This is a genomic window from Lacibacter sp. MH-610, from assembly GCF_045780045.1.
Lineage (GTDB): Bacteria > Bacteroidota > Bacteroidia > Chitinophagales > Chitinophagaceae > Lacibacter.
The window spans coordinates 3,637,861-3,662,045 of the sequence record NZ_CP116002.1 but is presented as its reverse complement, the minus strand read 5'-3'; the positions used below and the strand labels follow the sequence as shown (position 1 = coordinate 3,662,045).

Sequence of the window (24,185 nt, the reverse complement as noted above, 5' to 3'; positions counted from 1 at the left end):
ACCAGTTTTCAGCATCTTTGCCGCACAACCATTGAATATGAAGGGAATCATTCTCGCAGGCGGCTCCGGTACCAGATTGCATCCTATTACGTATGCCATCAGTAAACAGATCATGCCTATCTATGATAAGCCGATGATCTATTATCCGCTCAGCATTTTAATGATGGCGGGCATCAAAGAAATTCTGATTATTTCCACTCCACATGACTTGCCGCATTTCAAACGCCTGTTGGGTGATGGTAAAAACCTCGGCATTTCATTTACCTATGCAGAGCAGGCAGTGCCTAACGGATTGGCACAGGCTTTTGTAATTGGTGAAGAATTTATAGGTAATGATAAAGTAGCACTGGTGCTGGGTGATAATATTTTTTACGGTGCCGGTCTTGGTACATTGCTCAGCAATAATACCAATCCTGATGGTGGAATTATTTATGCCTACCATGTAAGCGATCCGGAGCGTTATGGGGTAGTGGAGTTTGATAAGGAAAATAACGTGTTGAGTATTGAAGAGAAACCGGCAACACCAAAAAGCAATTACGCAGTTCCGGGTTTATATTTTTATGATAATGATGTAGTGGCTATTGCCAAAAACCTGCAGCCCAGCCCAAGAGGTGAATATGAAATTACAGATGTAAATAAAGAATACCTCAAGCGGGGTAAATTGAAAGTTTCCATTTTAGATCGTGGTACGGCATGGCTGGATACCGGTACTTTTGATTCACTCATGCAGGCCTCTCAGTTTGTACAGGTAATTGAACAACGCCAGGGTATTAAGATTGCCTGCATTGAAGAAATTGCCTGGCGCAAAGGTTTCATTTCAACAGAACAGTTGAAAGAACTGGCACAGCCGCTTTTAAAAAGCGGTTACGGTCAATACTTGATGAATCTTATCAACCAAAAATAAAATCCCGCTTCTTAGTAAGCAGCAACACATGAAAAAGATCTTAGTTACAGGAGGTTGCGGTTATATCGGTTCCCACACTATTGTGGACCTGGTGCAGCATGGCTATGAAGTAATCTCCATTGATAATAACTCCCGTTCATCGTCCAGAATCTTGGAGGGTGTAGAACGTATTGTTGGTAAAAGCATCAAAAATTATAAAGTTGATCTTTGTAATTATGATGATACCTATGCAGTGATCCAGGAGAATGCTGACCTGGCAGGGATCATTCATTTTGCAGCTTATAAATCTGTAGGTGAAAGTGTAGAACAGCCCTTGCTTTATTTTGAAAACAACCTGCTTTCCCTCATCAACTTATTAAAATGTGTGGATGAATTCAAGATTCCGCACTTTGTATTTTCTTCTTCCTGTACTGTTTATGGTAATCCTGATATAATACCGGTAACTGAAGAAACACCACCCAAACCCGCAGAGAGTCCTTATGGTTATACAAAACAGATGGGTGAGCAGATTGTGAGTGAAACTATAAAACACAGCGTATCTACAGCGATACTTTTACGCTACTTTAATCCGGTAGGCGCACATCCCAGCGGATTGATTGGTGAACTTCCTGTGGGCAAACCACAAAACCTCGTGCCTGCCATTACCCAAACTGCTATTGGAAAAATTCAGCAGTTAACGGTGTTTGGAACAGATTACCCAACGAGGGATGGTTCCTGTGTTCGTGATTTTATTCATGTTTGTGACCTGGCACATGCACATACATTAGCGCTCGACTATCTCATCAGCTTAAAAAACTTTTCGCCTTGTGAAGTTTACAATCTCGGTACCGGTAACGGAGTAACTGTTTTGGAAGCTATTCATGCTTTTGAAAGGGTATCCGGTCAAAAACTCAATTACCAGTTGGGCCCACGTCGTGCCGGTGATGTAGTGGCCATTTATGCCAATAATGATAAAGCACGGGATTTCCTGGGCTGGGAGGCCAACTTTTCATTAGATGAAATGATGAAAACTGCCTGGCAATGGGAGCAGAATATCAGGAGCGATGAAGATTTTTATGCTACACAGAAGGGCGAACTCAACTAAGAAGGCTACAAATATTCAGTGTGCATTTCTAAGGCATCATTAATTCAAGTCAACTGAAAACTTTCCCTTTTCTTTGCAGCAAATTTTTATACCCCTTCTAATTTCATTTTCACATGGCATTGAAAGATATTCAGGTTACCGGTAATAAAGATACCCGCAGTGGTTTTGGTGATGGCATTGCTGAAGCAGCCCGCAACAATCCCAATATTGTAGCGCTTACCGCCGATCTCGCCGGTTCATTAAAGCTGAACCAGTTTATGAAAGAGTTCCCGGAGCGTTTTATTCAATGCGGTATTGCAGAAGCAAACATGATGGGTATTGCCGCCGGGTTAACCATCGGCGGTAAAATTCCTTATACCACCACGTTTGCCAACTTCAGTACCGGTCGTGTGTATGATCAGATCCGTCAAAGTATTGCGTACAGCGGTAAGAATGTAAAAATATGTGCTTCTCATGCCGGTCTTACCTTGGGTGAAGATGGCGCTACGCACCAGATTTTGGAAGATATCGGGTTAATGAAAATGCTGCCGGGTATGACGGTAATTGTACCGGCTGATTATAATCAAACCAAACAGGCCACCATGGCCATTGCTGATTTTGAAGGTCCCGTGTATCTGCGTTTTGGCCGCCCGGTATGGCCTATTTTTACAAAGCCTGAAGATGAGTTTGTAATCGGCAAAGCACAAAAGCTGAGTGATGGAACCGATGTCACCATCTTTGCCTGCGGACATATGGTTTGGAATGCCGTACAGGCAGGTATTGCAATGGAAGAAAAAGGCATCTCGGTTGAAGTGATTAATATTCACACTATCAAGCCTTTGGATGAAGAAGCAGTATTAAACTCCCTCCGTAAAACCAAGTGTGCAGTAACGGCTGAAGAACATAATATCATTGGTGGTTTGGGTGATAGTATTGCACAGGTTGCAGCTAAAAACTTCCCGGTACCTATTGAATATGTAGGTACAAAAGATACATTTGGCGAAAGCGGTAAGCCGGTAGAATTGCTGAAAAAATATGGTCTGGATGTGCCGGATATTATCGCCGCCGCTGAAAAAGCCATCAGCAGAAAATAAAGCACATTAAACTTTTATATTAAAAACCCGTCAGATTGATGGGTTTTTTAATTTTATGGCAGATCTTGAATGCTCAACATAAAATCAATAAATCCAAACCTATAAACTGCTATTCGTATGGTACAAACCGAAGACAAAGAACTGCTGCTCCTGTTCAGGGATGCTGCCACCCGGGAGCGGGCCTTCACCCGTATTATCAAAAAATACCAGGAAAAACTGTATTGGCATATCCGCCGCATGGTGGTAGATCATGAAGATGCTAATGATGTACTTCAAAACATGTTTATCAAAGTCTGGAATGCGTTGGAAAATTTCCGTGAAGATAGCCAACTGTACACCTGGCTCTATCGTATTGCCACCAACGAAAGCCTCACTTTTCTGGAACAACAAAAAAAGAGAGCGGCTATTTCCATTGATGGCAGTGTGGAAACCGGACTTTCCAATACCATCAAGGCGGATAAGCATTTTGATGCCAACAGGCTGGAGTGGAAGCTTCAGTTGGCCATACAGCAGTTGCCTGAAAAACAAAGAGTTGTGTTTAACCTGAGGTATTATGATGAAATGCCCTACGAGGAAATGAGCCGTGTGCTGGAAACCAGCGAAGGGGCGCTCAAAGCCAGTTATCATCATGCCGTTAAGAAAATTGAGGATTTTATTCTGAATCGTTAAACCTCCACTAAAAAAAGCAATCTATTTATTTGATGACCCGGAATTCTGACATATTAAATGAATTAAAGGCGATAAGCCCGGCCGTTGCTGAAATCAGTGCCGTTGTGCCTTATGATTTGCCTGCCGGTTACTTTAATAACCTTAGTGAAGTAATCATGGCCCGCATTATTGCCGGAGGCCAGGAAGAGAACACAGTAGTAAGTGTGGCAGGCAAATCAACACCTTTTGAAGTACCTGAAAACTATTTTGAACAACTGAGCGATTCCATTCTTTCAAAGGTGAAACAGGCGGGGCTGCAATCTGTTGCTGATGAGTTGCAGCAGCTTTCGCCGGTACTGGCTTCCATCCATAAAACCAATGTTTACACCGTGCCGGAGGGTTATTTTGAAACAGTTTCTTCAGATATTACTGCTTCACTGCAACCACAGGCAAAACTTGTAAAGCTTTCAGTAAGAAAACAATGGGTCCGTCTTTCCATAGCGGCCTCGTTTGTAATCATGATGGTAACCGGCGCTTATTTGTTGTTCAATCGTCCCGCAGCACAATTAGATCAATACGTTCGCCTTGGATTAAAGCAATATGGCACCGGAGAGCAGTTTGATAAAGGTTTACAAAGTATAAGTGAAGATGAACTTGTGTCTTACCTGCAGGCAACTGCACAAAGTAATGATGCTGAAACCATCGCTTCTATTACCGGTGAAGATGCCATAAACGAACCGGCAGTACAGCAAGAAGGACAGGAAGATGAACTTTTGCAAAGCATTCTTAATGAACTGGATGCAATGCCTGAAACAAATACGAACACCAATTAGTAACTATAAAACGATATTATGAAACAGATATTTACATTACTACTTTTTGTAACTGCCGTAACCGCTACTTATGCGCAGGAACAACCTGATCCCAAGGCCGAAGAAAAAATTAAGGCGATGGAAGTAGGTTACATCAGTCAAAAGCTCAACCTCAGTACAGACGAAGCACAAAAATTCTGGCCCATATACAATGATTATAAACGGGATGTGAGAGATGTGATGAAGAATTACCGCAACAATCCGGATGCTGATATATTGGAGAAGGACAAAAAAATCATTGATATCAAAATGCGGTATCGTGATCGTTTTGCAGGTGTGATTGGTCAGCCGAGAGTGCGAACATTCTTCCAGGCAGAAGGTGATTTCAGACGTGCATTAATGAATCGGTTAAAAAATAACCCCCAAAGGCCAATGTTGCAACGAAGGGGCAGAAATTAATTGGAAAATAATATTATTTATTCTTAATTTGCGAATAGGTGTTTTTCATAGGTTAGCAACGGCCGACTCTTTTCAGGGTTGGCCTATTTTTTTATATGTAAGTATTCCTCCCAATTGTTTCCCCTTTTCAATTATTACAAGGCGGTGCTTCATCAGATGGTCCTTTAAGTGCAGGTGTCTTCCTCCGTTAGCAGGAGCAGCTTTTTTACAATCGGTTCAAATGCTTTAAATACGTAAGGTAGTGGCAAAAAAAAGCCCGGCATGCCGGGCTTTTTTTATTGGGGCGGAGACGAAGGGATTCGAACCCTTGATACGGTTTCCCGTATACACACTTTCCAGGCGTGCTCCTTCAACCACTCGGACACGTCTCCATAAACGGGGAGCAAAAATAACAGTTTCCTGTTCAGGTATTGAATAATTTTAAGGCATTGTCTGTAGAAACTTGTATAACCTCAACTGAACTGCAGTTTTTAACTGTTGCAATGGTATCAGCCACATAAGTTAAGAAAGAAGGTTCATTACGCTTACCTCTGAAAGGAACAGGTGTCAGATAAGGAGCATCTGTTTCCAGCACCAATGAATTCAATGGAATCTCTTTCAGCAGTTCTGCCAGCCCCGCTTTTTTATACGTAACCACACCGCCAATGCCCATCAAAAAATTCAAATCCATGATTTGTTTTGCTTCATCCATCGTGCCGCCAAAACAATGAAAAATACCACGGAGTTTTCCTTTCTGATATTGTCTCACTATATCAATACAATCCTGCATACTGTTGCGGCTGTGAATTACTATGGGCAAATTGTAGTGCAAGGCCCATTCAATCTGCAGATGAAAAGCCTCTTTCTGTTGTGCCACAAAACTTTGATCCCAGTAGTAATCCAATCCAATTTCACCCACGGCAGCAAACTTTCTTTTGCCAAGCCATTCCTCCACCATCTTCAATTCTTCTTTATAATCTTCTTTTACTGAGCAGGGGTGCAAACCCATCATCGCCATACAAACTCCGGGATATTGCAGCTCCAGTTGCAGCATGGCATCAATGGAACTGCTGTCAATATTCGGAAGGTAGAATTTTTCTACTCCTGCTTCTTTCGCTCTTTGTAAAACGGCATCCATATCCTCTTTGAAGTCCTCGAGGTAAAGATGGGTATGGGTATCAATCATGTACATGGCTGCAAAGGTAAAAGTTGGGGCTACATCAAACCCGGGCTCAAAGAAACCGGGCGGCAAACCAATTTTTGCAAAATAGAAACCGGAACCGGGCGTTATTAACAGGATAATCCGACCCTAAACCCGTTAAAAATCAATGAAAAGGAGCTTTTAGGGCTCCTGTACCCGTAAAAAGGCCAAAATGCACCATAACCGACTCTGTAACCATTCTTCCAAAAAAATATTTTAACAACGCTTAAACCAGCCCCTTCTTTCAACGTCTCTTTAATGTTCGTTTCATTTTTAAAAACCTAAAAACGTATATCATGAAAACAGGAAACATGTTCACAAAAGGTGCTCTTGCGATTTTGCTCACGGGAGGCCTGCTCTTTACCTCGTGTAAAAAAGAAAACAGCACTGCCGGTGCAGAAGTAGAAGCAACTGTGGAAAGTACAGTAAGCGATGCCGAAGCAGATGGTGCTTATGATGAAGTATTTAATACCACTATGGGCATTGGCGCCGAAGCCGGTGGCGAAGAATTGGGTATTACTGCCGGTGCCGGTGTTTTTGCCGGTCGCATGGCCAATGGAGATATAACCGGCCGTGTTGACAGTACACAGCGCTGCTTTACAGTAACCGTATTTCCCCAGGTACGTGGCGTATTTCCCAAAACCGTAACCATTGATTTCGGTACTACGGGTTGCCTCGGTCGTGATGGTAAATTGAGAAAAGGTAAAATTGTAACAATTTATACCGGCCCGATGCGTATACCCGGCAGCAAAGCCACTACTGAGTTTGTAGGCTATAAAGTAGATAGCGTACAGGTACAGGGTGTACACGAGGTGCAGAATACCAGCACTTCTAACAACCTGAGCCTTACTACCAAGGTAATTAACGGTCAACTCACATGGGATAGCGGCCGTTGGGTTAAATGGTCAAGCACCAGAACAGTGTTGCAGGTAGAAGGTAACGGTTCTCCCATGTTCCCGCTGGATGATATTTTCTCAATCACAGGTGCCGGTCGTGGCGAAAACAGCCGTGGAGCTTCCTGGGCACATGAAATCACAGAGCCTTTGATCAAGAAATTCACTTGTCGCTGGATTTCAAAAGGTGTGATCCGTTTCAGGGTAAACAGCAATACAGGTTTGCTTAATTATGGAAATGGTGATTGTGATAATAAAGCCACACTTACAGTGAATGGCAGAACAGTTGAAATCACCTTACCCCGATAAAAAAACGTTTGGAAATAACGTAAAAGAAATTGTACCTTAGTCCCAGTTTTCATAGGGTACGGATTAAAAACGGGCTTGGGTTTCTACCCAAGCCCTTCCTTTTTTGTGGAAGTTCCTAAGAAATTGCCTTAAATACAAAGCCTTGATTAGCAAAGTATTCTAACGTCATTGGCAAAGCCTCCCTTAAACGGGGCTTTGCTTTTTCGCTGTCGTGAAAAACAACAATGGACCCCTTGCCGGCGTGCTTTTTTACAGCTTCAAAACATTGTTGCCCGGTTCGTTTTGTATCAAAATCTGCACTGATCACGGTCCACATGATAATGCGGTAAGAGGGCTGTGCCTGCTGTAACACCTTTGCACAAAATGCATTAATACGGCCATAAGGCGGGCGCAGTAAATCACTGTCAATCCATCCCGCAGCATTTTTTACATCTTCCAGCCAAACTCCATCATCTGTTTTTTTGCAATTCAGGTGATGAAACGTATGGTTACCGGTGCGGTGGCCCTCAAGTAAGATGCGTTTATACAATTCAGGATAATCCTTTACATTTTTTCCGATGCAGAAAAAAGTAGCTTTTGCGTTGTATTTTTTTAATTCATCTAAAACAAAGCTTGTTTCTTCAGGATGTGGTCCGTCATCAAAAGTGAGATACATTACTTTTTCCTGCGTGGGTAATTCCCAGATAAGATCTAGGGGAAAAAACAAACGCAACCACCAGGGTGTAGAAACAATATAACGCATGGAATGAAGTTAGGCAGTAAATTAATAAGACGAGAGTTGTATAAGCACCCCTCTGTAAAAAAAACGTTTACCCTGTTTATTAATGAAATCTGTTTGATTGTTTGGCAACAGTAACTGGTCAGCATAGTTTTTAACTTTCTCTTTACCTGCTGATGGGGTGCTCCCGAACCAGGTTGCTTCGGTACCATACTTTTCCAGTAAAAAAGGTAATGTTTGATAAAACAAAGTTGAATTGATAAACAGCTCTGCTCCTAAAATTCTGTTTCCGGTAACAGCAATAAAGCCAACATAACTGCTGTCAGCATTACGTAGTTTTTGAAATAATTCATAATTGCAGCGGTAGGCTGTATCTGTTATTTTTTTACTGGTAAGTAAAATGGCATAAGAGGAGCCGGAGTTTTGATTATTCTGCTTCAACAGTTTACGGATCTCATCCCACACTTTGGTTTGATTGTGTGTGCTGTCAATAATTTTCTGTAACCCGCTGGATATATGACCACGATGGATAAACTTTTTTTCTGAACTGCTCCACCTGTTTTCTTCTATACAATAAACAGGTACTTTGTGCGGTAATTTAGAAGGAGATAAAACAGTGTCTCTTGCAAATACCCTGTCCTGCCTGCCGCCGGCAACCATTTCTCCGCTTTTGATAATAAGGTCTTTTCCGCTTTTATTTTCAATGAGTAACCAGTTAATATCGTTTACAATATAGTTGCCATGCTCTTTTACACGTACTGTTTTCTGCTGCATACCCTGTTTAAGTGTAATGGCAGATGAATGATGGACAATGGTATCAGCCGGCATCATCAGTTCCATTCTTTTGAGGGGGAAGAGTTGCAGTTTGCAAGCTGTAACTACACTATCATACTCCACACGAACCTGCGGACTTTGAAACTCCGCCTGCGCAGCAACATATAATGGCGGGCACAATAACAGCAGGATAAAAACAAAGCGATGTGTCATGAATAATGAAGATAATTATTTGCATTGTTTTGACGAATTGTAATATGATAATAGTGAAACACAAAAGCCGTGTTCTCTTACCCCGATTTAAACTTTTAGAATTGACCAAGCAACTTACCTCATTATCTTTGCCGCATGAGTGTAAGAGTTCGTTTTGCTCCCAGCCCCACGGGAGGTTTGCATCTGGGTGGTGTACGCACCGTATTGTACAATTATTTATTTGCCCGGCATCATGGCGGAAAATTTATTGTTCGTATAGAAGATACGGATCAAACACGTTTTGTGGAAGGTGCGGAACAATACATTTTTGATTGTTTGAAGTGGTGTGGATTGGAACCTGATGAAAGTGTATTACACGGTGGCGAGTATGGCCCGTATAAGCAAAGTGAACGCAAAGAAAGCTATCGTAAGTATGCTGAAATTTTAGTAACGCATGGTTATGCCTATTATGCATTTGATACCAAAGAAGAACTGGAGCAGATGCGTGAAGCGAATAAAACAGCAGAAAACCCAAGCCCGCAGTACGACCATCGCATCCGCAAAAAAATGCGGAACAGTCTCAACTTAACGGATGACGAAGTAAAAGAGTTGCTGGAAGCAAATACGCCGCATGTGATCCGTATTAAAATGCCGGAGAATGAAGTAATACAGTTTACGGATATGATCCGGGGAGAAATCAGTTTTGATACCAACCTCGTGGATGATAAAGTATTGCTCAAGGCTGATGGTATGCCTACGTATCATTTAGCGGTGGTGGTAGATGATTATCTCATGAAAATTACTCATGCTTTCCGTGGTGAAGAATGGCTGCCCAGTGCACCGGTGCATTTATTACTCTGGAAATATCTGGGCTGGGAAAAACAGATGCCGCAATGGGCACACCTGCCATTGATACTCGGGCCTAATGGAAAGTTGAGCAAACGTGATGGTGCCAAATACGGTTTCCCGGTATTCGCCATGAACTGGACAGATCCCCGCAGCAATGAGTTCACGGAAGGTTTTAAGGAAAAAGGATTTTTGCCGGAAGCATTCATTAATATGCTGGCACTCTTGGGATGGAATGCCGGTACAGAGCAGGAAGTGTTTACCAAAGAAGAGTTGATTGAAAACTTTTCTATGGAGCGTGTGCATGCAGCAGGCGCTAAGTTTGATTATGAAAAAGCAAAATGGTTCAATCATGAATGGATGAAGAAGAAAGAAGTACGAAGTATGATGTACGATGTACGAAATCTTCTTGAAGCAAATAACATTCCCGTAAATGATGAATCGTTTCTTGAAAAAGTAATTGAATTAGTGCGTGAACGTTGCACATTGTTGACAGATTTTGTACAACAGGCCGGTTTCTTTTTTAAAGCGCCTGAAACAATTGATGCAGATGCCGTAAAACCTAAGTGGAATGAAGAGAAGAAAAACTTCTTTATTGAATTTGGAAAGCAGTTGCAGTCGCTTGGTAATTGGAATATGGCTGAAATTGAAACGGTATTTAAAAACCTGGCAACAGAAAAAAATATCAAGCCCGGTGAACTACAGTTGCCCATGCGTGTGATGCTGGTGGGTGGCAAGTTTGGCCCGGCAGTATTTCAGATTGCGGAGCTGATAGGGAAGGAGGAAACGGTAAAGCGGGTAGAGAAGGCACTTCATTTATTAGAAGCATAGACGCATTATCAACCTTGCCTTCTGATCAACTCCATCAAATCAACAAACTCCGTTGCGCCCAATTGTTCAATAAGCAATCGGTCGGCATTTTCTAATTTGAAAAATCCCGTTGTATTCAATTGCACCTGCTCCGGTGTACGGATGCCTGGAATAATGGTGCTCACTTCGTCATAACTCAGAATATAACTCAGTGCTAATTCCGTTTTGGTACAATTATATTTTTCACATAATTGCCAAACGGGGCTCGTTGCTTTTAAAGTAGCATCAATCACTTCTTTCGTTAACCTGTTTTTGCGGTGGTCGTTATCAGTAAAGTGAATGGCTTTATCAAACTTGCCGGTAAGTAATCCAAACTGTAAAGGCATGCGAGCAATAATACCATAACCTTTTTCTTTTGCCATTTGCAACAGCGGTCTTGCTTTTTGATTGATGATATTGTACACCAGTTGAAAACCATGACCCAGGTTTTCATTCATGAGATATTCTGCTTCTGCAACCGGTTCAAATGTGTTGAGCGATAATCCCCAGTAACGGATCTTTCCCTGCTGTTGCAGTAATTGCATCGCTTCTATACATTCACCGATTTGCAAATGCATCATACGTGCAGTATGCAACTGGTAATAATCAATATAATCTCTGCATAGGCGTTTCAATGATGCTTCGCAGGCGGTAAGGATATATTCTTTGGAATAGTCAATTGTAAATTGTTCGTTGCGGGAAACATTGCCCACCTTGGTAGCAATGAGGATGCTTTTGTTTGCGCCCAGTTCATGACCGATTAATTCTTCTGAATGTCCGAGACCGTAAATATCTGCTGTATCAAAAAAATTAATACCTGCATCAACAGCCGCATGAATGGCTTGGATGGAAACGGTATCATCTGCATCACCCCAGCCAATGGCTGTAGTACCAATCATAGTGCCACCACCAATGGCCCAGGCACCAAAACCAATTTCACTTACCTGTAAGTCTGTAGAACCAAAATTTCTGTATTGCATGACCGAAGTTACCAATCTGTTGGATGAAACCCTGTATTTTAGCGCTCTCAATTGCCGAATTATGAACAGACCTGTTCGTGTATTGGTTGCCAAAGTTGGATTGGATGGTCACGACCGTGGTGCCAAAGTGATTGCTACTGCTTTAAGAGATGCCGGTATGGAAGTCATTTATACCGGTCTTCGTCAAACGCCTGAAATGGTGGTGAATGCCGCTCTTCAGGAAGATGTGGATGCCATTGGCATCAGCATCCTCAGCGGTGCACATATGACCGTTTTTCCTAAAGTAATGGAGTTGATGAAACAGAAAGAAATGAATGATGTGCTGCTCACCGGGGGTGGTATCATTCCGGAAGAGGATATGCAGGCCCTGCAGCAGATGGGTGTTGGAAAATTATTTCATCCCGGAACCCATACGCATGAAATAGCTGATTATATTAAACAGTGGGTAGCAGAGCACCGCAGTTTCTAAATTTCCGGTAAGGTTAATCGTTTCCGCTTCGAATAAATTCGGATACCTACTACTACGATTACACAAACAAACAGGTTGAGATTATACTCCAGCGGTATTTGTTTAAGTAGTAAGTAGCCGGTTCCACCAATGGCACAGGCAGTAGCATAAAGCTCTCCCCGTTTTAATAAGTTAGGAACGGCATTGCAGAGAATATCAGCAATCAATCCGCCAAATGTGGCGGAGATAACACCCATCACCAGAGCATACAATTCATTCAAACCATAAGTAATGCTGATCTCTATACCGGCAGCAGTAAACAATCCTAATCCAATAGCATCCGTATAAAAGATGGTCCGCTTAAAGCGGTTCACATTTTCTTTCAGCAGAAATGTAAAAGAGGTTCCGGCAACCACCAGCAGCAACGCTATATTATCATTGATCCAGTTAACAGGTGTTCTTCCAATGAGCAGGTCCCTTAAAGTGCCGCCGCCATAAGCTGTTGCAAAGGCAAGCACCAAGCCACCAAACACATCCATCTTTGCCGTACGTGCTTTAAAGGCACCGGTAAGGGCAAATACAAATGTACCCAGGTAGGTAATGATGGTGAGCAGTGTCATACACACCAAATATACAGCCCGGCTTGGCTACTAATAAAATGTTAAGGATATTTAGGCAGTTTAATTTTTAAGAAAGCACTGTAACATTCAGTACAGGTAATCGTATTACCTTCAAACCAGATGAATATGCAAAAAATCATTTTTACAATTACACTCTTAACAGCAGTTATTTTACAGGCAGCAGCACAATACAGTTCTGAACCCAAAAAAAAGAAATGGTACACCACCCGTGGCGGTGATGCTGGTTTGGTATCTTTTTCCAATGTAAGCCGCAACGGAAAAATGCTCAACAACGTACCACGCTTTACAGCTTTTTTAAATACGGGTACCAATTTTAATACTGACTTCAGTAAGCATGTTGGTTTTTTTACCGGTATCAACGGAAAAAACATTGGTGTTATATATGATGATACCGCCAATACCCGCTGGAAAAGAAGGGTATTACTCCTGGGTGTACCAGCAGGTTTTAAATTCGGTAATCTTGAGAAAGGTAATTTTTTCTACATCGGTGCACAGGCTGATCTGGCCATTAACTACAAAGAGAAAAAATTTGTAAATGGTGATAAGGTTTCTAAAAGCAACGACTGGTTTGGCAAGCAAACACCGCTTTTTATGCCTTCAGTATTTGCAGGCTTCCGCACCAGTAAGAAAGTAGGATTAAAGGCACAGTATTTTCCTAACAACTTTTTCAACCAGGATTTTATAAAAGACAACAGCAGACCCTTTGCAGGCATGGAAACAAACGTGTTTTTCATTACACTCAGTTATGATTTTACCATGCGTGAATTTGTAAGCGGCAGCACGAGACGATAAATATTTTTTTCTTCTTTTTTGAAGCAAGGCGGGATAATTTCCCGCCTTATCTTTATCAAAAAATCAGAACGATGCCATACGAAACATTACTCACTTCACTTGAAAACGGAATTTTTACAATTACCATCAATCGTCCGGATAAATTAAATGCACTGAATAAATCAGTGATTGAAGAATTAAGTGCTGCTGTTGATGAAGTATATCAAAATAAAGAAATCAAATGTGCTGTTCTTACAGGCGCAGGACCCAAAGCCTTTGTAGCCGGTGCTGATATTACTGAGTTTTTAAGTCTGGATGCCAATGGCGGTGCCGCTCTTGCTGCAAAAGGACAGGACATGGTGTTCAATACAATCGAGAATTGCCCGAAGCCGATTGTTGCAGCTATTAATGGATTTGCATTGGGTGGCGGTTGTGAATTGGCGATGAGTTGTCATTTTCGTTTGGCAAGTGAAAATGCAAAATTCGGTCAGCCGGAAGTGAACTTAGGTTTGATTCCTGGTTATGGCGGCACACAACGTTTAACACAACTGGTGGGAAAAGGGAAAGCGATGGAGCTGATGATGACGGCCCACATGATTGATGCCAATGAAGCCAAACTACTCGGACTGGTGAATCATGTAACCACAGCAGATACATTGCTCAATCAAACAAAAAACATACTCGAAATCATCATGACCAAAGGCCCCTATGCTGTTGGTAAAGTGATTGCAGCTGTGAACGCTTACTATGATAACAGCAAAAACGGTTTTGCAGAAGAAATTAAACTCTTTGGCGATTGTTTTGGAACGGATGAAATGAAAGAAGGAGTAGCCGCTTTCATGGAAAAAAGAAAACCTGATTTCAGTTAAAAGCTTACTCTTTTTCTACAAGCTTATCATCAATCAGGTAAAAATCAAAGGGAAGCAACATGGGGTTTCCCTTTGATTTTGTAATCCTGAGAATGATTAGTTGTGTTTTAATCTTTGGAAATGTAAGGATTCTTTTATGGCCAATAGTGGCGCCTTTAATAAAGTAACTTCTGTTGGCTGTATCAAGAATCTGAATGTAAAATTCTTCGATTCTTTGACCCTTGCCCAGATTTTCCTTCAGTACTATACAATTCACTTCAATTGGTTTTTTAAAGTCAGCAGAAATATAGTTGTCTTCAAAGTCACTGATTTCAATTGTTTGTGTTTTATCGTCAAGGTTGAATGCCTCCGGTTTTTGAAAACGAAATGCAAAGTCATTGACAGAACTGTTTTCAATAATCCCGGCCGAGGGAAGCAATTGCTGCCGCAGTTTTTTAAATGCCATTATCGCAGCAGAATCATTTTTATGAATAAGGCCTCTTCTGTCCGGTGGTACGTTCAGTAGTAATACAGAACCACGACCAACCGATTTTAAATAAATATCAAACAACTGCTCCGGCGTTTTTACCTTGTCGTCTTCATGGGCATGATAAAACCATCCGGGCCTGATGCTTACATCACATTCGCCGGGTATCCAATAGGCGCCATGTTTATTTCCTGTATTTAATGTATCAGTTGGAGGTGCGCCGATGCCCGGTGTAAATCCCTCTGTATTCAGATAATTCCAGTTAGTGGTTCCCGCAAATCCTTTTTCATTTCCGATCCAGCGGATATCCGGACCTACATCACTGAATATTACTGTTTGAGGAGAAAGTGAACGGACAGTTGATACAAATGCTTTCCAGTCATAGATTTGTTTTTTGCCGTTGGGGCCTTCGCCATTAGCACCATCCCACCACAGTTCATGGATGGGGCCGTACTGTGTAAACAACTCCTTCATCATATTCATGAAGATGGTATTGTACTTCTCTGTTCCGTAGTCAGGATGGTTCCTGTCCCAGGGTGAAATGTAAACTCCAAAATTCAAACCGTATTCTTTACAGGCTTTTGATAGTTCTTTCAAAACATCACCTTTACCGTTTCTCCATTTACTTTCCCTTACCGTATGTTTGGAATATTTACTGGGCCATAAACAAAATCCATCATGATGTTTGGCGGTGATGATGATGCCTTTGGCCCCGGCAGCTTTGGCAATACGGCACCATTGCCTGCAATCAAGCCTGGTGGGATTAAAGATATCTTCGGGTTCATCACCTTCGCCCCATTCTTTATCTGTAAATGTGTTAGGGCCGAAATGAAGAAAAAGATTGAACTCGGTTTGATGCCATTTTAACTGTTGCTGCGATGGTACGGGTAGAACATCCTGGCTGAACACAGATTTTGATAATACAGTAACAGCAATCAGAAAACAATGTATTCGTGTCATGCGAAATAGAAAAATTGAGCAGGAAATTGAATTTTCATAACTCCTACCTTTGTGCTCCTTCAAAAATATAAAATTCAGGTTATGGAATACAGGATAGAAAAAGATACCATGGGTGAAGTAAAAGTGCCTGTGGATGCCTATTATGGTGCACAAACACAACGCAGCATTGATAATTTCAGAATTGCACAGGATATCAACCGTATGCCGAAAGAAATCATTCGTGCTTTTGCGTATCTCAAAAAAGCTGCTGCCATTACCAATTTTGAAGCAGGTGTGCTCTCTAAAGAAAAATCTGATTTGATTGGCAAAGTATGTGACGAAATTCTCGATGGCAAACTCGATGCTTACTTTCCCCTGGTTGTATGGCAAACAGGAAGCGGTACACAAAGTAATATGAATGTAAACGAAGTAGTTGCTTACAGGGGTCATGTGCTTAATGGAGGCAAACTGGAAGACAAAGAAAAATTTCTTCATCCCAATGATGATGTTAATAAATCACAATCATCAAACGATACTTTCCCCACAGCCATGCATATTGCGGCTTATAAAATTTTGATGGAGACAACTATCCCCGGAATTGAGAAGTTGAGAGATACATTGGAGACCAAGAGTAAAGCGTTTATGAATGTGGTAAAGATTGGTCGTACCCATTTTATGGATGCTACTCCTTTAACACTGGGGCAGGAGTTCAGCGGTTATGTATCACAACTCAATCATGGTTTAAAGGCTATTAAAAATACATTGGCACATTTGAGTGAGTTAGCTTTAGGCGGAACTGCCGTAGGAACCGGCATCAATACTCCTGAAGGCTATTCAGAGAATGTAGCAAAACATATTGCAGCATTAACAGGATTACCCTTTGTAACGGCGGAGAATAAATTTGAAGCATTGGCTGCCCATGATGCAATCGTTGAAGCCCACGGTGCTTTAAAAACGGTAGCCGTGAGTTTAATGAAAATCGCAAACGATATCCGTATGCTCTCTTCAGGGCCACGTAGTGGCATAGGCGAAATTTTTATTCCGGACAATGAACCCGGCTCTTCCATTATGCCCGGTAAAGTAAATCCCACACAGTGTGAAGCGTTAACCATGATTGCGGCACAGGTAATGGGGAATGATGTAGCCATTAATATTGGCGGAGCTACCGGACATTTTGAGCTCAATGTATTTAAACCGGTAATGATTTATAATTTCCTCCACAGTGCAAGATTGATTGGCGATGGCTGTATAAGCTTTAATGATAAATGTGCAGTTGGCATCGAACCTATCGAGGCTAATATTAAAAAGCATGTAAATAACAGTTTGATGCTCGTTACATCACTCAATACAAAAATTGGGTATTACAAGGCTGCTGAAATTGCACAGAAGGCACATAAGGAAGGGACAACCTTAAAAGAAATGGCCGTGAAGCTGGGCTATGTTACACCCGAACAGTTTGATGAGTGGGTAGTACCTGCAAACATGGTTGGAAAAATCGGATAATAAAAAAGGAGCAGTTCATCTGCTCCTTTTTTATTCATAACTGTTGAATTCATTTGGATCTTCCTGTTCATCATTCAGCTGTTGCCGTTCGGCTTCATGCATCATTTCAACCTTTTCAAATAATAAGCTGTGCAAATAAGAAGCAACAGCCTTGTTGTTCTTACGGGTAACTATTTTCTGAAGGGCATCATTTACCTGCGCTTTAAAAGCATGATTAATGAGTGCAGAGGGTAATACCTGTTGATGCATAACAAAGGGTTTCGGATAAATAACCCGCCCCCTGCACGTGGCAGGAGGCTGAGTCAGATCAGGTGTTATTGTTTGATGAGTTTTGTTTTTTCGTTGATAGATTTTCCGGTGACATCTATGTAGTACAAGCCGGCTTTGAGATCACTCATTTCCAGTATAAGATTGTTCTTACCTTTTACAAGGTTTACAGTGAGTACTTTTATTAAACGTCCGGTGTTATCAATTACTTTCAGTTGAACTGTTTCATCAGCTGTTGATTGTATAGTTACTGTAGTCTTATCCTTCGCCGGGTTAGGTGCTACGGCCAGTGATGTTTTCAATACAATTGCAAAGCTTACACTGATGGTATTGGTATATTTTCCAACTCCTGAAGCTTCATTGGAACGGATGCGGTAATAAACAAGCGTACCTGTTTTAGCTGCATTAAAATCAGTAAACTGGTATTTCAACTCACCTGAACCATTTTTAGCGGTAACGGTACCGATTTGTGTAAACTGTACACCATCAGCACTGCGTTCAATGGTATAATTATTTATGTCTTTTTCATTCTTCACAATCCACTCTAATCTTGCGGCATCGTTTACCGCTTTACCGTTGAGTGTAATTAACTCAAAGGGAAGCGTAATACCGTTTCTGAAGAAATAAAAGCTGGAGAAAGAAGTTACATTAAACTGAATAGCGTGGCCGAAAGTTGATTGTGTATATCTTCCCGTTACAGTTTGTCCTGTTTCTTCGCCATTGCCAAAAACGGTTCCGCAGGCATCATTATTTTTAAATACACCAATATCATTAACAGTTGAAATAGTTCCGCCTGAGGAAGTAACTAAATCTGCTAATTCTTTTGCTGTAATATAAAGACGCACACTCACGGGGTTTGTAGGAATGGGTTGAGGTTGCGGTTGTGTAGCAACGTTTATCGTAACGTTTCTGTTAAGATAATGATTTGATCCCCAGCTTCTCACGGGTACACCAGTTCTGGTAAAGAAAGAAGTGGACACTGCACCAAGTTCATTTCCATTAGCGTTGATTTCAGCAATGATATTACCGTTAGGTCCGGTAATGGGTACCCAAAGATTGGTATTGTTATTAGCATTATTGATGGTTACTGCTGTAGCTGTAACACATCCTGCAGAGGTACTGGAATCAATAGGAATACTTGTTGGAATTGTACTTGGGAAAGGCGATGTTCCTGAAGGTGCATAGCCAAGGAAGGTATATTTAAGGATACAACCGGAACAGTTACTGCTTACTGAATTGGTTGCAGTTGGGCCGGATGTACTTCCCTTTTTATCAATGGTTGCGAATATAGTTCCTCCATCCGGACTGATAGCGAGATCTCTAAACCTGTTTTGTGTATTAAACACAGAAACAGTATCAAACCCTGCGGTTGGTATTACAGCAGAACCGGCAGCGTTTAATTTAAGACGCATCATATAGCCACGCTTAAGTGAAGCTAGTAATAATGAATTTTTCCAGCCTGGTATCTTAGTGCCGGAGTACAAGTCCATACCGGAAGGTGCTATGGAAGGCCATCCTGAATTAGGTGGGCTAGTTGTATAAATATTCCGCACTGTGCCTGCTGTTCCGTCGGGTCCATTAGGTGCTGCAAAAAAGGAAAAGATGGGATCTTGGTAATTAGGAATGGTTGCGGCATCAGTCACTTCATTTGTAATGAAAGGTAACGAGGTGTTTTGTGTAGGAATAGGGCCGGCACCACCGTCAGGGTCAGTTGTAGGAAGTGAGGCATGACAGTTATTATAGTTACCATCTGCAAATCCCTGGATTCTTGGGTGACCATAATTCCTATTAGCTTCTAATACGTTTACTTCATCATCACTGAACTGACCGTGTGAAGAGCCATATAATCTGTTATTTCCGAATGCAAAACCCTGAATATTTCTGTGACCAATATTCCAAACGGCACTCTTACCGGTTACCGGGGCTACATTATTATAAGGATTGTCATCCGGTATCCATGGGTCTAAACCTGTACCACTACCCGTACTTTCAAGATTAAATCGTAATACTTTTCCCTCATAGCTATTGAGTAGTTGTGACTTAATAGTTCTGGCAACATTTGCAAATTGCCCGGCACCAACGTCGCCTAATGTGTAAAACAGATAATCAGTACCACCTACGGGTGCTATAATCATTCTCCCGCTGTTATGATCGTTACTTCCGGGAAGTGTATCACATAAGCTAACGGGGCTTTCTAATTGCCCGTTTGAAGTATTGTAAGTAAGTCTCACAATTCTGCTCGTGTATTTATAACCTGTCTGCGTGTTGCCTGATAATGTCCATAAATCTCCATCATAAGTATGCACATAAGCTACATAAACAAAACGTTTTGCAGCGTTGGTCATAAACTCAGGATGTATAGCCATGCCCATCATGCCTCCCTGAGGCCAATTTGCCTGTGTTGAATTAAATACACGTCGGAAACCGGTGGGAGTAATGGTTCCTCCATCAGCTGTACTGGCAAAGTTTGCAACAACTCTTGATCCGCCATTGCCCGGATGAACTTTACGGATGATGTATGTTCTGTTCTCTGTTACCCACAAAGAGTCATCACCGGGTAAATAGGTAATCTCCCATGCTCCATTATTGTCTGCGCCTCCACCTAAAACACCAGAGTTGGATGGAGAAATCGTTAACACCTCTGTCTTAAATACTTCATTCATTCGGGTAGGTAATGGATTATCAGGAAGGCTTTGAACACAAATATTAAAAGTGGTCATTTGGTTATTGTTACAGTATACTCTCAACAGATATTGTGTCCCATTCGAAAGCCCTGTAACAGTTCCAATATTGTTGTTGCTGCAGTAAACAGTCGTTGGGCTAGTACAGTTATTATCAGTAATCTGAAATCTTGGTGCGGCAGTTCCCCCTAAGGTTCCAGTGCTATTGATAGTTATAGTAGCTTGATTTCCAACAGCTGTAAATCTATACCAAACATCATTTCTGTTCCCACTTGAATTACCACAAGGAGTTAGAAATGCAGTATAGGTTGAACCTGCAAGGGTACCTGAAGTAAAACTACATGAGCTATTTGAGGTTATGGCCGTTGGAGCGGTACATACATTTGATTGGGAAATACTTTCAATTGAAAGAAATAATAATGTACAGAGAAGCAGCGTCAGTTGTTTCATGGTTTACATTGAATTATTGGATGTTTCAAAGGTATAGAAGGAAATATTTAGTTCATATAGTACAATTATTACATTTTATGCGGAATATACGGTGCGGTTTTCTTACATATAAAAGACAGGTATGCACAATTTACGGTACCTTAAATTGAGGGTTACTGCTTATAGTTTATTTTAAGGTTTCACAGTACTTTTATAGAAGAATTATTCGTACCAATTTTATAAATCCATTCCTTATGAAACTAAGTTTACTTTCTCCTGTTTCTGTTTCCATGTACAATAGGCCCACCCGGTGTTACCGGGTTTTGCAGAAGGAATTGTTTCTTTTCTGATCTGTTCAGTATTTGTATTACCGGTTTATTCGGAATACAGATCAAAACCAATTGTTCATCCGAAACGTATCACTATGAAAACGAATCCAGTATTGCTCCGGTTTGCGGTGTTTTGTGTACTCGCTGTATTCTTCTTCATCCACACTAATGCCCAGGCTCCTGTTAATGATAACTGTACAGGTGCCACAAGTTTAACACCTAACACCACATGTACTAATACTACCGGTACATTAAACAATGCCACCATCAGCGGAGGTGTACCTGCCGCTTGTACCAGTGGCAACTTATACGATGTTTGGTACTCCTTTACTGCTGTAAGTTCCAGCCACACCATTACAATCTCCGGTTATGGTACTTCTTTCACAAGAAGACAACTGGTGATTTACCAGGGCAGCTGTACAGGCTTACAATATGTGGCCTGTACGGCCGTGCAAACCAGCGGTACCTCATTGGCTTTAAGTAATACTGACCTCTCTCCGGGCACACAATATTTTGTAAGGGTCATCTTTTCTAACACAGTCGCTACACCTATTACAGCCAACGGTGGCTTCAGTATTTGTGTTACCACCACATCTGTTACCAATTCTCCTACTATCCAGGTAGGTAAATCGTATACGAACATTTCTAAACCTTTTGGTGGTGTTATACAAAATGGAGACACGCTGGAGTTCAGAAGCGTAATTGCCGTGAGCAGTGGTGTTATCTATAATAATGTATATAATGATACAATTACAACCGGGTTACAATATATACCCAACTCACTCAAATTTTCTACGAATGAAGGCATGAAATATGAATCGGGCATCACTGGTCTTGTAAATCTTACCGACGCATCGGGTGATGATGAAGCCGTTTTTTCAGGTAATATTATTCGTGTGAATGTGGCCAGTTTAACACGCACAGGAGGCCAAACAGTTTTCCAGGCATCACCGGCCACTACGCCTATCACAACTGCTTCAACAGGTGGCGGAAAAATCCGTTCCAACGGTCGCCCCAGTTTTTATGGCGGTACAGCAATTGTTATGATTACCTATCGTGTAAGAGTAACAGCAGCTACAGGAACTATTTTTACTACAGCCTTTGGTACCTTCCGTTATAAAACAGCCACCAGTAATACAAATGATATTACCTTCCCGCAGGTGGTTCGGCAACTGCCACGCTTCTCCGTATTTGTTTCTGAAACAAACTTGCTGTGCCAAAGTGCAGTGGGTTTAAATAATTATACCGGAGGTGATTTCGGCCGTGGTGCTACAAGACATGATAGCTCTCAATTGACCATTGCACCCGGTTATACATGGGCACCTTTTGCCAGCTCTGCTCCTAATGATGGTTTCTTTAACGTGGCCAATAACAGCAGTGTAAACCTGAGTACCAATAAATACCAGGCTTATGGTAACAGCACCATCCGTGTGTTTGGTTTGTGGGATATTATAGGCGATCATACCAACGCAGCTAACGTTGACTCAGGAAACTTTGCTACTCCGTATGGTACCAATGGTGGTTATATGGCGGTGGTAAATGCTGCTTATGGTATTAATAATGCGGTACAAAAAACAGTTACAGGATTATGTACAGATACCTATTACGAGTTTACAAGCTGGTTTAAAAATATCTGTATTGGTTGCAGTTGCGATACCTCCGGACGTGGTGTGAGTAGTGCTCAATTTAAGAATTATAAACCCGGTCCCAAAAACCTGGATGACAGTGCCGGTGTTACACCTGATCTTACCTTCCAGGTGGATGGCGTGGATTATTACACCACCGGAAGTATTCCATATAACAAGCGATGGATGAAGAAAGGTTTTCTGTTCCGTACCAATTCATCACAAACATCTGCGGTACTTACGATCCGTAATAATGCACCGGGTGGTGGTGGTAACGACTGGGTGATGGATGATATCAACCTCGGTACCTGTTTGCCTACACTGGAATTAAGACCCGGTCCTAATCCATCGTATTGCTTGAATGCACAGATAGATCTTTCAGTAATTGTAACTTCCTTTTATAACAACTATACGTTTTATGAATGGGAGCGTAGTACAGATGGTGGCGTCACATGGACCTCGGCACCGGAAATGCCCGGCGTTCGTAATTACTCTTATAATTATACAGCAGGTGTTTATAAAGATACTGTTGCGTTACCATCCTTCTTATCAGAAGCTACTAAGAACGGCTGGAAGTATCGTGTAAAAACAGCAACCTCTTCTGTGAATCTCAACAATAACGGATGTTCTGTATATAACAGTGCCGAAGTATTTACACTTGATATCAAATCTTCCTGTGATATTCTGCCTATTGACCTCCTCAATTTCAGTGCTGTTATTAATGAGGAGCATGGTGTGTTGAACTGGACTGCTAAAAATGAAAATAACCTTGCAGTTTATGAAATTGAAAAGAGTTTGGACGGAGTACAATTTGAAAAGATCGGAACTGTAACTGTCAAGGGAGGTGTTGAGTCAAATTATAATTTCAGAGATCCTGATGCATTAAGCGGCAAGGCTTATTATCGTCTTAAAATGATTGCTGCTGCGGGTAATACATTTAAATACAGCAATATTTTGCAACTCTCGATAAGAGGTCTTAAAAATTTTGAATTGCTCAATGTGGTGAATCCATTCCGTGAGGAATTGCGTTTCCAGGTTTCAGCACCACAAAATGAAACAGTAGAACTGAGGTTGATGGATGTAGCAGGCCGTTGTGTAAAACAGGAGAAGTTAAGTTTGCGCAAAGGAATAAATACCCATGCATTTCCTGTGTCGGCATCACTTCAAAAAGGTACTTATATATTAAGCATCACTACCAGTACCGGCAAACTGAGTCAGGTGCTGCAGGTAAAATAAAGAAACTGAAGTTTTACGAGGGGTTTTACGGTACATACCGCCTTCTTTTTGTGAAATTTACCTACACAAAAAAGGCGGTATTTACTATTGCCTCCCTCTCTGCCTATTTCTACTTTTACATAAGTATTATCTATTATCCTGAGTAAAACAAATGTCTATGTGCCCTGGTAGCTTTATTACTGAGCCTGCATTCTCTTGTTTCATTGAGAACAGTACATATAATTCTGCTTTTGTATTATACAACGGGCATTTCATTTCTG

At 41.5% G+C, this 24,185-nt stretch carries 21 protein-coding genes and 1 tRNA gene; 13 read left to right on the top strand and 9 right to left on the bottom strand.

Annotated elements, in window-relative coordinates; genetic code table 11:
- Nucleotides 1-37 precede the first annotated feature (37 nt).
- The 6 genes from rfbA (at nucleotide 38) to PDL71_RS16750 (ending at nucleotide 4,980) form a co-directional block, all read left to right on the top strand.
- The gene (gene rfbA, locus PDL71_RS16775; RefSeq protein ID WP_407523225.1) at nucleotides 38-904 is read left to right on the top strand and encodes a glucose-1-phosphate thymidylyltransferase RfbA; all 867 of its coding nucleotides are present in this window, start codon (nucleotides 38-40) and stop codon (nucleotides 902-904) included.
- Between the two features lie 28 nt (nucleotides 905-932).
- Nucleotides 933-1,988 (top strand): UDP-glucose 4-epimerase GalE, encoded by a 1,056-nt coding sequence (gene galE, locus PDL71_RS16770; protein WP_407523222.1) that lies wholly within the window; start codon nucleotides 933-935, stop codon nucleotides 1,986-1,988.
- Nucleotides 1,989-2,101: 113 nt separating this feature from the next.
- Nucleotides 2,102-3,061 carry a transketolase family protein gene (locus PDL71_RS16765; RefSeq protein WP_407523219.1) on the top strand — a complete coding sequence of 320 codons (960 nt, stop codon included), beginning with the start codon at nucleotides 2,102-2,104 and terminating at the stop codon, nucleotides 3,059-3,061.
- Between the two features lie 117 nt (nucleotides 3,062-3,178).
- On the top strand, nucleotides 3,179-3,730 hold the full coding sequence (locus tag PDL71_RS16760; RefSeq protein ID WP_407523217.1) for an RNA polymerase sigma factor: 552 nt from the start codon (nucleotides 3,179-3,181) through the stop codon (nucleotides 3,728-3,730).
- A gap of 32 nt (nucleotides 3,731-3,762) precedes the next feature.
- On the top strand, nucleotides 3,763-4,542 hold the full coding sequence (locus PDL71_RS16755; RefSeq protein WP_407523215.1) for a hypothetical protein: 780 nt from the start codon (nucleotides 3,763-3,765) through the stop codon (nucleotides 4,540-4,542).
- 18 nt (nucleotides 4,543-4,560) lie between these two features.
- The gene (locus PDL71_RS16750; RefSeq protein ID WP_407523212.1) at nucleotides 4,561-4,980 is read left to right on the top strand and encodes a hypothetical protein; all 420 of its coding nucleotides are present in this window, start codon (nucleotides 4,561-4,563) and stop codon (nucleotides 4,978-4,980) included.
- Between the two features lie 284 nt (nucleotides 4,981-5,264).
- Here the strand turns inward: PDL71_RS16750 and PDL71_RS16745 are convergent.
- Nucleotides 5,265-5,351 (bottom strand) — tRNA-Ser (locus PDL71_RS16745).
- A gap of 32 nt (nucleotides 5,352-5,383) precedes the next feature.
- Nucleotides 5,384-6,211, bottom strand: a complete 828-nt coding sequence (locus PDL71_RS16740; protein ID WP_407523210.1) for a TatD family hydrolase — start codon at nucleotides 6,209-6,211, stop codon at nucleotides 5,384-5,386.
- A gap of 245 nt (nucleotides 6,212-6,456) precedes the next feature.
- Here PDL71_RS16740 and PDL71_RS16735 point away from each other — a divergent pair, with 245 nt between their 5' ends.
- Complete coding sequence (locus PDL71_RS16735; RefSeq protein WP_407523208.1) at nucleotides 6,457-7,362, top strand: hypothetical protein; 906 nt, start codon at nucleotides 6,457-6,459, stop codon at nucleotides 7,360-7,362.
- Nucleotides 7,363-7,477: 115 nt separating this feature from the next.
- Here PDL71_RS16735 and PDL71_RS16730 read toward each other — a convergent pair whose 3' ends face one another.
- Both PDL71_RS16730 and PDL71_RS16725 read right to left on the bottom strand, forming a co-directional pair.
- Nucleotides 7,478-8,104 carry a polysaccharide deacetylase family protein gene (locus PDL71_RS16730; protein ID WP_407523206.1) on the bottom strand — a complete coding sequence of 209 codons (627 nt, stop codon included), beginning with the start codon at nucleotides 8,102-8,104 and terminating at the stop codon, nucleotides 7,478-7,480.
- A gap of 21 nt (nucleotides 8,105-8,125) precedes the next feature.
- Entirely contained in the window at nucleotides 8,126-9,067 is a 942-nt protein-coding gene (locus PDL71_RS16725; RefSeq protein WP_407523203.1) for an ARPP-1 family domain-containing protein, read from the bottom strand.
- A 135-nt stretch (nucleotides 9,068-9,202) separates the two neighbouring features.
- On the opposite strand from PDL71_RS16725, the gene gltX reads away from it, so the two are divergent.
- Nucleotides 9,203-10,723, top strand: a complete 1,521-nt coding sequence (gltX, locus tag PDL71_RS16720) for a glutamate--tRNA ligase (protein ID WP_407523200.1) — start codon at nucleotides 9,203-9,205, stop codon at nucleotides 10,721-10,723.
- Nucleotides 10,724-10,731: 8 nt separating this feature from the next.
- On the opposite strand, the gene PDL71_RS16715 is transcribed toward gltX, so the two are convergent.
- Nucleotides 10,732-11,721 carry an aldo/keto reductase gene (locus tag PDL71_RS16715; protein WP_407523197.1) on the bottom strand — a complete coding sequence of 330 codons (990 nt, stop codon included), beginning with the start codon at nucleotides 11,719-11,721 and terminating at the stop codon, nucleotides 10,732-10,734.
- 61 nt (nucleotides 11,722-11,782) lie between these two features.
- Here PDL71_RS16715 and PDL71_RS16710 point away from each other — a divergent pair, with 61 nt between their 5' ends.
- Nucleotides 11,783-12,190 carry a cobalamin B12-binding domain-containing protein gene (locus PDL71_RS16710; protein WP_407523195.1) on the top strand — a complete coding sequence of 136 codons (408 nt, stop codon included), beginning with the start codon at nucleotides 11,783-11,785 and terminating at the stop codon, nucleotides 12,188-12,190.
- Here the strand turns inward: PDL71_RS16710 and PDL71_RS16705 are convergent.
- Nucleotides 12,187-12,789 carry a trimeric intracellular cation channel family protein gene (locus PDL71_RS16705; protein WP_407523192.1) on the bottom strand — a complete coding sequence of 201 codons (603 nt, stop codon included), beginning with the start codon at nucleotides 12,787-12,789 and terminating at the stop codon, nucleotides 12,187-12,189. The genes PDL71_RS16710 and PDL71_RS16705 overlap by 4 nt on opposite strands.
- A 126-nt stretch (nucleotides 12,790-12,915) precedes the next feature.
- On the opposite strand from PDL71_RS16705, the gene PDL71_RS16700 reads away from it, so the two are divergent.
- Entirely contained in the window at nucleotides 12,916-13,602 is a 687-nt protein-coding gene (locus tag PDL71_RS16700) for a hypothetical protein (protein WP_407523190.1), read from the top strand.
- A 71-nt stretch (nucleotides 13,603-13,673) separates the two neighbouring features.
- On the top strand, nucleotides 13,674-14,450 hold the full coding sequence (locus PDL71_RS16695) for an enoyl-CoA hydratase/isomerase family protein (RefSeq protein ID WP_407523187.1): 777 nt from the start codon (nucleotides 13,674-13,676) through the stop codon (nucleotides 14,448-14,450).
- Nucleotides 14,451-14,454: 4 nt separating this feature from the next.
- On the opposite strand, the gene PDL71_RS16690 is transcribed toward PDL71_RS16695, so the two are convergent.
- Entirely contained in the window at nucleotides 14,455-15,876 is a 1,422-nt protein-coding gene (locus PDL71_RS16690) for an alpha-L-fucosidase (RefSeq protein ID WP_407523185.1), read from the bottom strand.
- A gap of 81 nt (nucleotides 15,877-15,957) precedes the next feature.
- Here PDL71_RS16690 and fumC point away from each other — a divergent pair, with 81 nt between their 5' ends.
- Complete coding sequence (fumC, locus tag PDL71_RS16685; RefSeq protein ID WP_407523182.1) at nucleotides 15,958-17,358, top strand: class II fumarate hydratase; 1,401 nt, start codon at nucleotides 15,958-15,960, stop codon at nucleotides 17,356-17,358.
- Between the two features lie 30 nt (nucleotides 17,359-17,388).
- Here the strand turns inward: fumC and PDL71_RS16680 are convergent, their stop codons facing one another.
- Together PDL71_RS16680 and PDL71_RS16675 are read right to left on the bottom strand one after the other, a co-directional pair.
- Complete coding sequence (locus PDL71_RS16680) at nucleotides 17,389-17,607, bottom strand: hypothetical protein (protein ID WP_407523180.1); 219 nt, start codon at nucleotides 17,605-17,607, stop codon at nucleotides 17,389-17,391.
- Between the two features lie 65 nt (nucleotides 17,608-17,672).
- Nucleotides 17,673-20,345 (bottom strand): PQQ-dependent sugar dehydrogenase, encoded by a 2,673-nt coding sequence (locus PDL71_RS16675; protein ID WP_407523177.1) that lies wholly within the window; start codon nucleotides 20,343-20,345, stop codon nucleotides 17,673-17,675.
- A gap of 814 nt (nucleotides 20,346-21,159) precedes the next feature.
- Between PDL71_RS16675 and PDL71_RS16670 the strand changes: the two genes are divergently transcribed.
- A complete protein-coding gene (locus tag PDL71_RS16670) occupies nucleotides 21,160-23,925 on the top strand; it encodes a T9SS type A sorting domain-containing protein (protein WP_407523175.1) in 2,766 nt (921 codons plus the stop codon).
- The last annotated feature ends 260 nt before the right edge of the window (nucleotides 23,926-24,185 follow it).